The sequence below is a fragment of the Bradyrhizobium sp. MI1.4 genome (assembly GCF_055811315.1).
This window is the reverse complement of sequence record NZ_JBVVPP010000003.1, coordinates 22,455-36,823: the sequence shown is the minus strand read 5'-3', so window position 1 is coordinate 36,823 and position 14,369 is coordinate 22,455. Positions and strand designations below refer to the sequence as shown.

The window sequence follows — 14,369 nt, the reverse complement described above, 5'->3', positions numbered from 1 at the left end:
CGGGTGCGCGACCCCAGCGCACGCGTGACGGAATGTGGCGCCCGCGATCCCCATGCTGCCCCGCATGCGGGCGCCACATTCATCAAGGGAGGCCTGCCATGACCGATCTTTCCGCGCCGATCAAACCGACCGCGATGACGATGGACGCGCATTCACCAGGTCTTGCGCTTCGCTCTCTCGTGATCGGCCTCACTGCCTTCCTGACGGTCGTCGACCTCTTCGCGACACAGGCAATCCTGCCCTCGCTGACACGTCACTACGGCGTCGCACCGGCGGCGATGAGCCTGGCGGTCAACGCCAGCACGTTCGGCATGGCCGTCGCAGGCCTCGTCGTCGGCTTTCTCAGCCCGCACATCGACAGGCGGACCGGCATCCTGCTCAGCCTGACCCTGCTCGCGATTCCGACGAGCCTGCTGGCGACTGCGCCCAATCTTGCCGTCTTCACCGGCCTGCGGGTCGCGCAGGGCCTCTGCATGGCATCCGCCTTCGCGTTGACATTGGCTCATCTCGGCGAGCAATGCAGCGCAATGGATTCCGGCGGCGCCTTTGCCGCCTACATCACAGGAAACGTCGCCAGCAATCTCGTCGGCCGGCTGGTGTCGGCCGCGATCGCCGATAGCCTTGGCCTGGCATGGAATTTCTACTTCTTCGCGGCCCTCAATCTGGCCGGTGCCGCCCTGGTCTATTTCACCATTGCGCGCGTACAGCCGACGCGTGCAACGACGTCGACGGCATCGGCGTTTGCCGCGACGATCGCGCAGTGGCAGGATGCACGGCTGCGTGCCGCCTACGGCATCGGCTTCTGCATCCTGTTCGCATTCATCGGCACCTTCACATTCGTCAATTTCGTTCTGGTTCGACCACCGCTGTCGCTGGGCATGATGGACCTCGGCTTCGTTTACTTCGTCTTCCTGCCGTCGGTGGTCACCACGTTGCTGGCTGGCAAAGTGGCGTCGCGCCTCGGAACGCGTCCGACGATCTGGGGCTCGCTCGCCATCGCCGGGGTCGGCTTGCCGCTGATGTTGGTCCCGCACCTGGGCGCGGTCCTCGCCGGGATGGTTCTGGTCGGAAGCGGCACCTTTTCCGCGCAAGCGGCTGCGACAGGATTCGTCGGACAGGCTGCGGCTGTAAACCGCGGCATCGCCAGCGGCACCTATCTCGCCTGCTATTTCTGCGGTGGGCTCGTCGGCACCGCCGTCCTCGGCCGGCTGTTCGACGCGTATGGCTGGCATGCCTGCGTGGCCGGGGTGGGCCTGGCGCTCGCTGTCGCGGCCCTGCTGACGCTCGCCTTGAAGCGCTAGCGCTTGGCCGGCGCCTCCTGCGGCGGCTCGTCGTCGGCGATGGCGCGCCAGGCGGCGCCGTCGAGATCGTCGTACTGGCCGCTTCGAAGCGACCAAAGGAAAGCGGCCAGACCGGCGAGACCGAGCATCAGCGCCAGCGGCACCAGGATGACCAGAATTTCCATCACACGATCTCCCGCGGGGCACCGCGCGCACGCAGCGAATTCAGCATCACCAGGATCGACGATCCGCTCATGGCGGCAGCCGCGATCAAGGGCGTGACGACGCCGCTGATCGCGACCGGCACCGCGAGGAAATTGTAGCCGATCGCCAGCCAGAGATTCTGCCGCATCAGGTGCAGCGCCTTGCGCGAAGCATCGATGGCGGCGACGACCGGAGCCAGCGGCCGGCCGAGAAAGACGAGATCGGCGGTCGCCTGGCTCAAATGCGCGGCCGAGATCGGCGACATCGAGACGTGCGCTGCCGCCAGCGACGGCGCATCATTCATGCCGTCGCCGACCATCAGGACCTTCATGCCCCGCTGCTTCAAGACCTCGATCCGCGCGATCTTGTCGGCCGGGGTCACGCCGGCTCGCCATTCGGAGATACCCAGCGCATGGGCCGCCGCGATCACCGCCGGTTCACGGTCGCCGGAGAGAATCTCGATGCCGATATTGCGCGCCTTCAGCGCCGCGATCACAGCCTGCGCATCGGGACGGAGGCCCTGGCGCACGGAGAGGATGAATTTTTCGCTGCCATTGCTGAACGCCACGACGGAGGCTTCGGGATCGAGATTTGTCACGTCGGAGACCAGCGTCTCGGCGCCGCAGAAGGACGGACGGCCGAGGCGAATCTCGATGCCATCGAGCACAGCGCGCACGCCCTGGCCGGCCTCCTCGACCGCGCTAACGATCGGCGATCTGGCGTCGGAGGCCTGCGCGACCGCGGCGGCGACCGGATGATGGCTCGACAGCGCGAGCCGCCCGGCAAGCTCGAAGATATCGGCGGGAATATCGGCCGCATTCATCACTTCGAGATCGGGCAGCGTCAGCGTGCCGGTCTTGTCGAAGATGACGTGATCGGCTTCCGCGAGACGCTCGATGGCATCGCCGGAATTCAGCAGCACACCCGCCTTGAACATCGCGCCAGAGGCCACGGTCTGTACCGTCGGAATGGCGAGCCCGAGCGCGCAGGGACAGGTGATGATCAGCACCGCGACGCCGGTCACGATGGCATCATGCCAGCCGGCGTCCGCGATGACCCAGCCGAGGATGGTGACGAGCGCGGTGGCATGCACCACCGGCGCGTAGAGTCGCGAAGCGCGGTCTGCGAGCCGCATGTAGCGCGAGCGCGCCTGCAGCGCATTGTCGAGCAGCCGCGTGATCTCGGCGAGCAGCGTCGCCTCGGAGGCCGCCGAGACCCGCACCCGCAAGGTCCCTGAGATGTTCATCGATCCCGCATAGACCGGCGTGCCCTGCTCGGCCGTGACATAGAGCGTCTCGCCGGTGATCAGGCTCTGGTCGATCTCGGAACGGCCCTCGATCACAGTGCCGTCGACCGCGCAGCGCTCGCCGGGCCGCAGCAGCACGATGTCGCCGGGATAGATCGCGGCCACCGGCACTTGGGATATCTCGTCGGGCCCGACGAACTTGGCCGCGGTCTCCGCCTTGAGCGCGGCGAGATTGCCCGCGACCGCGCGGGTCCGCCGCCGCATGTTCTGGTCGAGGAAGCGACCGACCAGGAGGAAAGTGAGCAGCATGATCGCCGCGTCGAAATAGGCGTGCTCGGCGTGGTTGATGGTCTCGACCACGGACATGCCGAGCGCCAGCGTCACGCCGATCGAGATCGGCACGTCCATGTTGGTGGTCCTGGCCGACAGCGCGCGCCAGGCCGAGCGGAAGAACGGCTGGCCGGCATAGGCCGCCGCCGGCAGCGCGATCAGCGCCGACAGCCAGTGGAAGAAATCGCGCTGCTCCGGCAGCATGTCCGAGACGTTGCCGGACCACACCGGGATCGACAGCATCATCACGTTCATGGTGGCGAACGCGGCGACGCCGAGGCAGCGCAGCAGGAAGCGCGATTCGGCGACCTCGGTCGCCTCCGCGCTCTCGGTCTCGTAAGGATAGGCCTTGTAGCCGAGCTCTTCGAGGCGGTCGATGAAGCTGATAGGATCGAGCGTGCCCGCCTTCCATTCCAGTGCAACGCGCCGGTCGGTGAGGTTCACGCGCGCCAGCATGACGTCGGGAATCGCGGATAGCCCGCGCTCGATCTTGGCCATGCAGCCGGCGCAGTGCACGCCCTCGACCGCGAGATCGATGTGCTGGACGCCCTCGCCCGCAGTCCGGACGTAATGCGAAAAGTCCCGCGAGACGTGCATGGCAAAATCCTTCAGTTCAGGATCACGCGGTTGCGGGACATGAACACGCGCGTTCCCCGCGCCTCGCCCTCGATCACCAGGTCCCATTGGCCCGGCACGACCGATGCGACATTGCCGCGATAGAGGCCGATGCCGGCCTCCGAGAGCTCGATGGCGAGATCGGCGCGCTTGTCGGTCGGCCGCTCCAGGCGGCCGCCGAATTTCAGTCCGGCGATCGGCTGGCCGCTCGCGTCGCGCGCCTCGACCTGAAGCACGGCGCCGCCATCGGCGCGGCGCTCGACATGGGCGTTGACCTTCCATTTGCGCGCGGCCTGGTCCTGCGCCGCCGAAATTTCGCGGTCATAGGTGAGGCCCGCGGCATAGGGGCTGTCGACGTCCGTCCCTGGCAGCGTCGCGATCGCGAGCTTCATCATGGTCGCGTTGACGCCGATCACGACGCCGAAGAAGGCGACCAGCATCAGAAACACTTTTGATCCGGTCAGCGGCTTGGTTGCCATGGCGAACTCCTGATCCTAGGGCGCGACGAAATTGTCGGTGGCGCTGGCGACTTCGCCGAGGCCGATATCGGTGACGTGAAAGTGAACCGGGATGGACTTTTCCGGATTGCCCTCCACCGGAGCGGTCACGAGCAGCCGCAGCTCGCTGGTGGAGTCGCGCGGAACCACGATCATCGGCCGGTCCGGCGTCACAGAATCGATTCCGATGACATGGATTGTCGCATTGACCGGGCCGCTCGCGTCGATCGCGATGACCCGGTCGTAACCGCTCTTGTTGAGCAGCCGCACCGTGTAGGCATTGCGGATCGAGCCGTCGCTGAGCCTGACCGCGATCGGGTTGCGGTCGTGCAGCACGTTGACGTCGAGCAGGCTGCGAGTCGCCAGCGTATAGATCATGATGCCGCCGACCGCCGCGATGATCGCGCTGTAGGCGACGGTGCGGGCCCGGACGATGCGGTAGATCGGCGCCTTGCCTTCCTGGCGGCGCTGGATGTTGACGTCGTTGTCATAGCCGATCAGCCGCTTCGGCCGGCCGATTTTCGTCATCACATTGTCGCAGGCATCAATGCAGAGCCCGCACTGGATGCATTCCATCTGCGGTCCGTTGCGGATGTCGATGCCGGTCGGGCAGACCGCCACGCACTGGTAGCAATCGACGCAATCACCAACCTGCTGCCCGAGCGCGCGCAGCTCGGCCGCCTTCTTCACCGACGTACGCTTCTCGCCTCGGTCGTAGCGGTAGGTGACGTTGAGCGCCCATTCATCGGTCAGCGCCGCCTGGATGCGCGGCCACGGGCACATATAGGTGCAGACCTGCTCGCGCATGTAGCCGGCGAGCAGATAGGTCGTCGCGGTGAGAATGCCGATCCAGACATAGGCGAGCATCGGCGCCTGGAACGTGACGAGTTCCTTGACCAGCGTCGGTGCGTCGTTGAAATAGAGCACCCAGGCGCCGCCGGTCCACCACCCGATCAAGAGCCAGATCGAATGCTTGAGCACGATCTCGGAGATCCGCTCCAGCTTCATCGGGTCGGACGATTTGTCCTTCTTCATCCGCTCGCGCCGGTCACCCTCGATCAGACGCTCGACCGCATAGAACAGGTCGGTCCACACCGTCTGCGGACAGAGATAGCCGCACCAGATACGGCCGCCGACCGAGTTCATCAGGAATAGCGCCACCGCGGCGACGATCAGCAGGCCGGTGAAGTAGTAGACCTCCTGCGGCCACAGCTCGATGAAGAAGAAATAGAAGCGACTGTTGGGAAGATCGATCAGCACCGCTTGGCTGGGAGCGCCGAGTCCGCGGTTCCAGCGCACGAACGGCAGGAAGTAGTAGACGCCGAGGCAGAAGGCCATCAGGCCCCATTTGATCCGGCGGAAGGTGCCAGAGGTGCTCTGGGGATAGACTTTCTTCTGGGCCACATAGAGCGGCCCGTTGTCATCGTCTAATGGGAGCTCTTTTGGGTTCGCGGTCCTGTTCATCGCCTGCAGCTTTTCGAGAGGTGCGATAAAACCTACACCCGACGCCGCCGCGTCAGTTGATCCAGCGCAAGCGGGGGCTTTTTTTGTTCGCCTCCGCGTGTCCCGGATTGGCTATTTTCCGCCGCCCAGCGAGTGGACGTAAACTGCCATCGCCTTGATGGTGGCGGGATCGAGCCGCCCTTCCCAGGCCGGCATCACGCCCGCGCGGCCCTGGCTGATGGTCTCGATCAGCGTCGCCTCGTCCGAACCATAGAGCCAGATCTTATCGGTCAGGTTGGGGGCACCCATCTCCGGGTTGCCCTTGCCGCCGTCGCCATGGCAGGCGACGCAATTCTCCGCGAAGATCTTCTCGCCCTTGGCCGCGTCATAGCCCTTGCGGGTCGGAAGGCCCGACAGTGCCCGGACATAGTTGGCGGCCGTGACGATCTCATCCGGCTTCAGCACGCCGTCCTTGCCGAATGCGAGCATCTGGCCTTCATGCGTCTTGGCGTGGCCGGAACGTGCGCCGAACTGGATGGTCTGCATGATCTGGTCGAGCGAACCGCCCCACAGCCAGTCGTCGTCGTTCAGATTCGGATAGCCCTTGGCACCCGCGCCGCCTGAGCCGTGACATGGCGCGCAATTGTCGCCGAACACGGTCTTGCCCTTGGCGCGCGCGAGCGCCAGCAGCGCCGGGTCCTTCTCGATGTCGGCGAGCGAGGCCGCGCCCAGCGCAACCATCTTGGCTCCGCGGATCTTCTCGAGATTGGCGAGCTCGACCGCGACATCGGCGCGTGTCGAGTAGCCGAACAGGCCCGTGGTATTGCTGGAGATCAGCGGCCAGGCCGGATACACGATCCAGTAGCCGATCGACCAGACGATGGTGAGGTAGAAGCTGATCACCCACCAGCGCGGCAGCGGCGTGTTGAGCTCCTTGATGCCGTCCCATTCATGTCCGGTCGTGGACTTGCCGGTGACGGAATCGATGTCGCTATGATGATCGGTCATGGTCTCTCACTCCTCCCGCAACGGCAGGTGTGCTGCTTCGTCGAACGCAGCCTTGTTACGGGGCCATAATGCGTAGGCGATGATCGCGAGAAAGATCGCGACGAACACCGGCGTCCAGATCGTGGTCACGAGACCGGACGCGAGATTGTCGAGTGTCAGGATGGCTTTCATCGTGGGTGCCTTCTCAGCGAAAATTGGCTTTCTCGTTGTAGATCTTGAAATCGACCAGCGTGCCGAGCATCTGGAGATAGGCGATCAGCGCGTCCATCTCGGTCGGCGTGCCGGCCTTGCCGTCGAAGTTGCGCACCACGGCCTTGGCGTAGCGCTTGGTGAAAGCGTCGGAGCCGGCATTGTCAGGATCGGCCTGGGCCTTCATGTCGGCGCCCGCATTGGCGATCTGGTCGTCGGTGTAGGGCGTGCCGACGGTCCGCAGCGTGCGCATGTGGTCGGCGATCGTGTCCGGATCGACCTCGGTCTGGCTGAGGAACGGATAGCCTGGCATCACCGACTGCGGCACGATCGCGCGCGGATTGGCCAGATGGGTCACATGCCAGTCGTCGGAATATTTGGCGCCGACGCGGGCAAGGTCGGGACCGGTGCGCTTCGAGCCCCACTGGAACGGATGGTCGTACATGCTCTCGGCGGCCAACGAGAAATGTCCGTAGCGCTCGACCTCGTCGCGCAAGGGCCGGATCATCTGCGAATGGCAGAGATAGCAGCCCTCGCGGATGTAGACGTTGCGCCCGGCGAGCTCCAGCGGCGTATACGGCCTGATCCCGTCGACCGCCTCGATCGTGCTCTTGAGGTAGAACAGCGGGGTGATCTCGACGAGACCGCCGGTCGCGATCACCAGCAGGATGCCGACGATGAGGATGATCGAGTTCTTTTCGAAGATTTGGTGGCGTGTCCAGAACGACATGGAAGACTCCTCATTCCGCCGGCTGAAGAGCGACGGGCATCTGGACTTCCTGTTCGCCGACGCGAACCGTCATCCAGAGATTATAGGCCATGATCAGCGCGCCGATCAGGAACAGCCCGCCGCCGGCGGCGCGGATGATGTAGAACGGATGCATCGCCTCGACGGTCTCGATGAAGGAATATTCGAGGAAGCCGAGCGAGGTGTAGGCGCGCCACATCAGGCCCTGGAGGATGCCGGACACCCACATCGCCGAGATGTAGAGGACGATGCCAAGCGTCGCGATCCAGAAGTGCCAGTTGACGAGCTTGAGGCTGTAGAGGCCCTTCCGATTCCAGATCCAGGGCACGAGGCAGTAGAGCGCGCCGAAGGAGACGAAACCAACCCAGCCGAGCGCGCCGGAGTGCACGTGGCCGATGGTCCAGTCGGTGTAGTGGCTGAGCGAGTTGACCACCTTGATCGACATCATCGGGCCTTCGAAGGTCGACATGCCGTAGAAGGCGATGGAGACCACGAGCATGCGCAGCACGGGATCGGTGCGCAGCTTGTCCCAGGCGCCCGACAGCGTCATCAGGCCGTTGATCATGCCGCCCCAGGACGGCATCCACAGCATGATGGAGAAGGTCATGCCGAGCGTCTGGGTCCAGTCCGGCAGCGCCGTGTAGTGCAGATGGTGTGGGCCGGCCCAGATGTACAGGAAGATCAGCGCCCAGAAGTGGATGATCGAGAGACGGTAGGAATAGATCGGCCGCTCGGCCCGCTTCGGGATGAAGTAATACATGATGGCGAGGAAGCCGGCGGTCAGGAAGAAGCCGACCGCGTTGTGGCCGTACCACCACTGGAACATGGCATCCTGGATGCCGCCCCAGGCGATGTAGGATTTCGAGCCGAACACCGAGACCGGCAGCGCCGGGTTGTTGCCGAGATGCAAGACAGCGATCGTCACGATGAAGGCGAGATAGAACCAGTTCGCGACAAAGATGTGCGGCTCCTTGCGCTTGATGATCGTGGCAAGGAAGACCAGCAGATAGGTGACCCAAACGATGGTCAGCCACAGATCGGCGTACCATTCCGGCTCGGCATATTCCTTCGACTGGGTGACGCCGAGCAGATAGCCGGTGCCGGCGATCAGGATGAAGAAATTGTAGCCTACGACGACGAACCAGGGCGCGAGATCGCCTGCAAGGCGCACGCGGCAGCTCTTCTGGACGACGTAGAACGACGTCGCGATCAGGACGTTGCCGCCGAAGGCGAAGATCACTGCGGACGTGTGCAGCGGACGCAGGCGGCCGAAGCTGGTCCAGGGCAGATCGAAGTTCAGCGCCGGCCACGCCAGTTGCGAGGCGATGATGAGGCCGACGAGAAAGCCGGCAATGCCCCAGAACATCGCCATGACGGAGGAGAACTTGATCGGCCCCATGTTGTAGTTGGGCCGGCCGTTGATCTCCGCAGGCGGCAGCGCCGCCGGTCGGTCGAGGTAACGGTTGATGATGCAGAAGACCGCGGCCAGGCTCGCCGCCGCGCTCAGCGCGGCATGGAAGGCGAAGGGCGCATCGAGCGCCTTGGCCGAGGCAATCACGCAGAGGAAGGCGGTGACCGCGAACACGACAGCCAGGCCGCTTTCACCTGACGTCATGGACTTGGAGATGGAGGGCTGGCTCATGCGGACTCTCTCTGAAAGAACACAGGGCCAGAAACCACATTCGCCCTCGCGGGGAATTGATTGAAATCAAGCTATGTGGATTTCTGTTAATGTGAGACCGATGTAGATCGCAGAGCGATATCAGTCGCTTGGGCACCGCAGAGCATAAACGGCAGCCCACCGCCTGCGTGACATGGCGGAGTCGAGAATTGCGAATCTGCAGCCGCCTCCTCAGTCGCGTGCCGTCGCCTTGAGCGCCGCGATGACGTCCTCGCGCGCGACGATTCCGATCAGCTTCTGCGCGCCGTCGAGCACGATGATGCTCCTGATGCGGTGCTCGACCATGATCTGGAGCACGCGCGTCAGCCGCGTGTCGGGGCTGACATAGATAAAGTCGGGCGTCATGACGTCGCCGATTTTGCGGGTCATCAGGTCGTGGTAGCGCGGCAGCATCTGGCTCGGCGTGAAGGCGAAGCACTTCAGGATGTCGAACTTGGTGACGATACCGACGACCTGTCCGTCGTCCTCGACCGGATAGGAATTGAAATCATCGCGCTCGAACATCTCGCTCAGCGCGAGCAGGTCGAGGTCGCGCCTCACTGTCCTGACGTCCTGCGTCATGTAGCTTTCGACGGTCTGTTCAAGGAATCTGTACACGGCGCGTCCTCTTTGATTGGTCTTGTATCGCTCCAGCGTCAGTGCGACAGCAGCACGCAGCGGGCAGATTGAGTGACCAGATATTGGGTGACGCCGCCGAGGATCAGTTCGCGGAAGCGCGAATGACCGTAGGCACCGGCGACGATCATGCTGGCGCCGACGTCGCCGGCAATTTTCTCCAGTTGCCCGACGACGGTTTCGTTCCGGGCCGCTTCGGAAACGCGCGTGATCGCGGTCACGCCGTGGCGGGCAAGCCACGCCGTCACGTCGGTCGCGCCAGCGACCGCGGCAGTGCGGTCGTCGTCACCTTCGGGAATTGCGAGGACGGTGACATCCCTGGCCTTGCGCAGTAATGGCAGCGCATCGGCGAGCGCCCGCCGCGCTTCCGGCGTATCCTTCCACGCCACCAGGACGCTGCGCAGATCGAGCCAGTTGATCCCGTCAGGCACGACCAGGATCGGTCGGCCGGCTTGCATCACCAGATCCTTTGGGCTCGCGAGCGCGAAGGCGTCGGAGAAGGCCGGGCTCTGCCCGCCGGCGACGACGATGTCGGCGCAACGTGCCTGAGCGAACGTAAAGCGCGCCGGGAAATCCATGGCGCTGCGCCATTCCACATGCCCGCCGCGATTCCTGATCGCGGCGCGGAATTGCGCCTCGAGCCTGCTCAGGCGTCGCTTGACCGAGGCTTCTCCCTCATCGATCAGTCCCTGCGCTGCGGCGCCATCGCTGTAGTAGAGCGGCGGGGCGAACTGCGCCGCAGCAACGCCGATGATCGACGCCTCAAATCGTTCGGCAAGCTCGCCCGCGACCTGAAGCCGCGCCTCGTTGGGCTGATCGAGCGCCAGGCTGACCATCACGGTCGCGTATGTCATCGGAGTCTCCGGGGCAATGAGCTTTGATCCGATCGTAAGCCCACCGCCGCCGGGGCAGGATGAGATAGATCAAAACCTTGGATCACCGCGCCGGCCGGAAATCTGCCGATGGTATAAGACATCGGAACTTGCCTCTGGCCCCTCCTTGGGTACATTGCCAACGGTAACGCTGTGCGGTTCCCCGCATCAGAATGGGAGTGATCGTTTGGCGCCGACCCGCGTGATTCATCCGCAAGATGACGGCCGGGGCGAACATTTCCGCGTTCGAATCGAAGGATTTGGCGTCGGGACCTGGGACCTCGATCTCAAGACACTGGAGTTGGAGTGGTCGGAGACGGCCAGGATCCTGTTCGGAATCGAATCTGGCCAATCGGTGAGTTACGCGCTGTTCCTGTCCCGGCTGGAGCCGAACGACCGCGAGCGGATCGAGAGTGCGATCCGACACGTCTCCGAACGGGGCGGCAGCTTCGACGTGTCGTTCAGGGTCGCGGGGGCGTTGGGCAGAGCGCAGTGGATCCGTGCGCGCGCGGGGCTGATTCGGGACGACGCCGGCGCCGCCCGACATCTCAGCGGCATCTTTCTTGACGTCGATGAAGAGAAGCAGGTCGAGGAAACCCTGCGCACGCGCGAGAGTCACCTCCGCTCGATCCTCCAGACGATTCCAGACGCCATGATCGTCATCGACGGCCACGGCGTCATCCAGCTCTTCAGCGCGGCGGCCGAGCGCCTGTTCGGCTGGGTCGAGTCGGAGGCGATCGGCCAGAACGTCCGCATCCTGATGCCGGAGCCCGACAGCTCACGTCACGACGGCTACATCGCGCGCTACCGGACCACCAGCGACCCACACATCATCGGCATCGGCCGCATCGTGACCGGCAAGCGCCGCGACGGCACGACCTTTCCGATGCACCTGTCGATCGGCGAGATGCAGTCGGGCGGCGAGCCCTATTTCACCGGTTTCGTCCGCGATCTGACCGAGCATCAGAAAACCCAGGCGCGGCTCCAGGAACTGCAGTCCGAACTTGTCCACGTCTCGCGGCTGAGCGCGATGGGCGAAATGGCGTCCGCGCTCGCTCACGAGCTCAACCAGCCGCTGGCAGCGATCAGCAACTACATGAAGGGGTCGCGGCGGCTCCTCGCCGGAAGCCAGGATCCGAATACGCCGAAGATCGAGAGCGCGCTGGACCGCGCCGCCGAGCAGGCGCTGCGCGCCGGCCAGATCATCCGCCGCTTGCGCGACTTCGTCTCCCGCGGCGAATCGGAGAAAAGGGTCGAGAGCCTGTCCAAGCTGATCGAGGAGGCCGGCGCGCTCGGGCTCGCCGGCGCGCGCGAGCAGGACGTGCAGCTTCGGTTCAGCCTCAATCCAAATGCTGATCTCGTGCTCGCCGACCGGGTGCAAATCCAGCAGGTGCTGGTCAACCTCTTCCGCAACGCGCTGGAAGCGATGGCGAAGTCGCCACGGCGCGAGCTCGTCGTCACCAACACCCGCGCCGCCGACGACATGATCGAGATCGAGGTCTCCGACTCCGGCTCCGGCTTCCAGGACGACGTCATGCCAAACCTGTTTCAGACTTTCTTCACCACCAAAGACACCGGCATGGGCGTGGGACTGTCCATCAGCCGCTCGATCATCGAGGCTCACGGCGGCCGGATGTGGGCCGAGAGCAATGCATCGGGTGGGGCGACATTCCGCTTCACCTTGCCGGCAGCCGACGAGAACTGATCCATGACGACCAAGGGAACCATCTACGTCATTGACGACGACGAGGCGATGCGGGATTCGCTGAACTTCCTGCTGGATTCAGCCGGCTTCGGCGTCACACTGTTCGACAACGCGCAGAGTTTTCTCGATGCCCTGCCCGGCCTCGCCTTCGGCTGCGTCGTCTCCGACGTGCGGATGCCCGGCATCGATGGGATCGAGCTTCTGAAGCGCCTGAAGGCGCAGCGCAGCCGGTTTCCGATCCTGATCATGACCGGTCATGGCGACGTGCCGCTCGCGGTCGAGGCGATGAAGCTCGGTGCGATGGATTTCCTGGAAAAGCCGTTCGAGGATGACCGCCTCGTCGCCATGATCGAATCCGCGATCCGCGAGGGCGAGCCGGCCGCCAGGAACGAGGCCATGGGCCAGGACGTCGCCGCTCGCGTCGCGTCCCTGAGCCCCAGAGAACGACAGGTCATGGAGGGGCTGATCGCGGGCCTCTCCAACAAGCTGATCGCTCGCGAGTACGACATCAGCCCGCGCACCATCGAGGTCTACCGGGCCAACGTAATGACCAAGATGCAGGCCAACAGCCTGTCGGAGCTGGTCCGGCTAGCGATGCGCGCCGGAATGCTCAATGATTGAAGTCAACAGGAGTTGAGGCAAGTCAAAACCCTCCGCTCGCCCTGTGCTACCAGATCGGAATGATTGCGATCAGCTCCCATCCCGAGCGGCTCCAGATGTCGTCACCCGCAAAGCCAACTGTCTATGTGGTCGACGACGATGCCGCTGTGCTTGGCTCGCTGAGGTTTTTGCTGGAAACCGACGGTTTTGCCGTACGGACCTTCAGGAACGCCACGGCGCTGCTCAATGCGGCGCGCCCGTCCGGTGCAGACTGTTACGTGATCGACTACAAAATGCCTGACATCAACGGCATCGAGCTGGCCGGGCGACTGCGCCAGTCCGAGGGCGATACCCCCGTGATCCTGATCACCGGCTATCCCGACTCGAATATCTCGGCCCGGGCGGCGGCCGCAGGCGTGAATGAAGTGATTCTGAAGCCGCTTCTGGACGAAAACCTGGTCAAACGCATTCGCCACGCCATCCAGAACCGGGTCCATAGCTGACCTACGGGATTCTACGTAAGGCAATCTCCTTAAGATATCTCGCGAAATTTTCGAGGCACCCGATACCGCGTACCTAAGCGTCATCACAACGGAGATGGCGCAGATGCTGACCCAGACCTTCAACGCCCCGGCGATCAAGACCCAGATCGGCGGCAAGATCGCACCCGCCCATCCCGTCTCCGACCAGTTCGGTGCGATCGCCGGCCATGTCGGCCTCGTTGCCACCGAGTTCTCCTACCGCAAGGAAGAGGAAATCTATGGCGAGGACGAGTCGGCCGAGTATGTCTATCAGGTCGTCACCGGCGCCGTGCGCAGCTACAAGCTTCTCTCCGACGGCCGCCGCCAGATCGGCTCCTTCCACCTTCCCGGCGACGTGTTCGGCCTCGAATCCGGCACCACCCACCGCCTTGCTGCTGAAGCTATCATCGACACCACTGTGCGCCTCGTGAAGCGCGCGAGCCTCGAGAAGGCCGCAGCCACCGACGTCCAGGTCGCCCGCAAGCTTTGGGCGATGACCGCCGGTGAGCTTCGCCACGCCGAGGACCACATGCTGCTGCTGGGCCGCAAGACCGCGATGGAGCGCGTCGCAACCTTCCTGCTCGAAATGGACCGCCGCCTCGCGGTTGCAGGCATGATGGCGCTGCCGATGTGCCGCCGCGACATCGGCGACTATCTCGGTCTCACGCTCGAGACCGTCTCGCGCGCGCTGTCGCAGCTTCACGCCCAGGGCATTCTCGGCTTCTCCGGCGCCCGCCATATCGTGCTGCGCAACCGCGCACGCCTGCACAATCTCGACGCCTGATCTCCCCTCTCCCACCCCCTCATGGCCGGCT

At 64.2% G+C, this 14,369-nt stretch carries 15 protein-coding genes; 5 read left to right on the top strand and 10 right to left on the bottom strand.

What is annotated here, in order from left to right; all coding sequences use genetic code 11:
- Positions 1-98 precede the first annotated feature (98 nt).
- The gene (locus tag AC0L23_RS04445; RefSeq protein ID WP_085362248.1) at positions 99-1,301 is read left to right on the top strand and encodes an MFS transporter; all 1,203 of its coding nucleotides are present in this window, start codon (positions 99-101) and stop codon (positions 1,299-1,301) included.
- Here AC0L23_RS04445 and ccoS read toward each other — a convergent pair.
- From ccoS to AC0L23_RS04395, 10 genes are all read right to left on the bottom strand, one after another.
- Positions 1,298-1,465 (bottom strand): cbb3-type cytochrome oxidase assembly protein CcoS, encoded by a 168-nt coding sequence (gene ccoS / locus AC0L23_RS04440; RefSeq protein ID WP_007594007.1) that lies wholly within the window; start codon positions 1,463-1,465, stop codon positions 1,298-1,300. The genes AC0L23_RS04445 and ccoS overlap by 4 nt on opposite strands.
- Positions 1,465-3,657, bottom strand: coding sequence for a cation-translocating P-type ATPase (locus AC0L23_RS04435; protein ID WP_085362247.1), 2,193 nt, complete (start codon positions 3,655-3,657; stop codon positions 1,465-1,467). Before AC0L23_RS04435 ends, ccoS begins: the two co-directional genes overlap by 1 nt.
- A gap of 11 nt (positions 3,658-3,668) precedes the next feature.
- Positions 3,669-4,154: a FixH family protein gene (locus AC0L23_RS04430; protein ID WP_085362246.1), complete on the bottom strand. Its 486-nt coding sequence runs from the start codon at positions 4,152-4,154 to the stop codon at positions 3,669-3,671.
- Positions 4,155-4,169: 15 nt separating this feature from the next.
- Positions 4,170-5,636: a cytochrome c oxidase accessory protein CcoG gene (ccoG, locus tag AC0L23_RS04425; protein WP_085362245.1), complete on the bottom strand. Its 1,467-nt coding sequence runs from the start codon at positions 5,634-5,636 to the stop codon at positions 4,170-4,172.
- Positions 5,637-5,747: 111 nt separating this feature from the next.
- A complete protein-coding gene (gene ccoP, locus AC0L23_RS04420) occupies positions 5,748-6,623 on the bottom strand; it encodes a cytochrome-c oxidase, cbb3-type subunit III (RefSeq protein ID WP_018457131.1) in 876 nt (291 codons plus the stop codon).
- A 6-nt stretch (positions 6,624-6,629) separates the two neighbouring features.
- Positions 6,630-6,794, bottom strand: a complete 165-nt coding sequence (locus tag AC0L23_RS04415) for a CcoQ/FixQ family Cbb3-type cytochrome c oxidase assembly chaperone (protein WP_018457132.1) — start codon at positions 6,792-6,794, stop codon at positions 6,630-6,632.
- Between the two features lie 13 nt (positions 6,795-6,807).
- On the bottom strand, positions 6,808-7,542 hold the full coding sequence (gene ccoO, locus AC0L23_RS04410; protein ID WP_085362244.1) for a cytochrome-c oxidase, cbb3-type subunit II: 735 nt from the start codon (positions 7,540-7,542) through the stop codon (positions 6,808-6,810).
- Positions 7,543-7,552: 10 nt separating this feature from the next.
- On the bottom strand, positions 7,553-9,202 hold the full coding sequence (gene ccoN / locus AC0L23_RS04405) for a cytochrome-c oxidase, cbb3-type subunit I (protein ID WP_085362243.1): 1,650 nt from the start codon (positions 9,200-9,202) through the stop codon (positions 7,553-7,555).
- A 210-nt stretch (positions 9,203-9,412) separates the two neighbouring features.
- Positions 9,413-9,838 (bottom strand): CBS domain-containing protein, encoded by a 426-nt coding sequence (locus tag AC0L23_RS04400; RefSeq protein WP_085362242.1) that lies wholly within the window; start codon positions 9,836-9,838, stop codon positions 9,413-9,415.
- 38 nt (positions 9,839-9,876) lie between these two features.
- Positions 9,877-10,710, bottom strand: a complete 834-nt coding sequence (locus tag AC0L23_RS04395) for a universal stress protein (protein WP_085362241.1) — start codon at positions 10,708-10,710, stop codon at positions 9,877-9,879.
- 205 nt (positions 10,711-10,915) lie between these two features.
- Here AC0L23_RS04395 and fixL point away from each other — a divergent pair, with 205 nt between their 5' ends.
- The 4 genes from fixL to AC0L23_RS04375 all read left to right on the top strand — a co-directional run bounded on the left by fixL (position 10,916) and on the right by AC0L23_RS04375 (position 14,338).
- Entirely contained in the window at positions 10,916-12,433 is a 1,518-nt protein-coding gene (fixL, locus tag AC0L23_RS04390; RefSeq protein ID WP_085362240.1) for a sensor protein FixL, read from the top strand.
- A gap of 3 nt (positions 12,434-12,436) precedes the next feature.
- A complete protein-coding gene (gene fixJ, locus AC0L23_RS04385) occupies positions 12,437-13,054 on the top strand; it encodes a response regulator FixJ (RefSeq protein ID WP_018457137.1) in 618 nt (205 codons plus the stop codon).
- A gap of 59 nt (positions 13,055-13,113) precedes the next feature.
- A complete protein-coding gene (locus AC0L23_RS04380; protein ID WP_018457138.1) occupies positions 13,114-13,536 on the top strand; it encodes a response regulator in 423 nt (140 codons plus the stop codon).
- 103 nt (positions 13,537-13,639) lie between these two features.
- Entirely contained in the window at positions 13,640-14,338 is a 699-nt protein-coding gene (locus AC0L23_RS04375; protein WP_026233309.1) for a helix-turn-helix domain-containing protein, read from the top strand.
- The last annotated feature ends 31 nt before the right edge of the window (positions 14,339-14,369 follow it).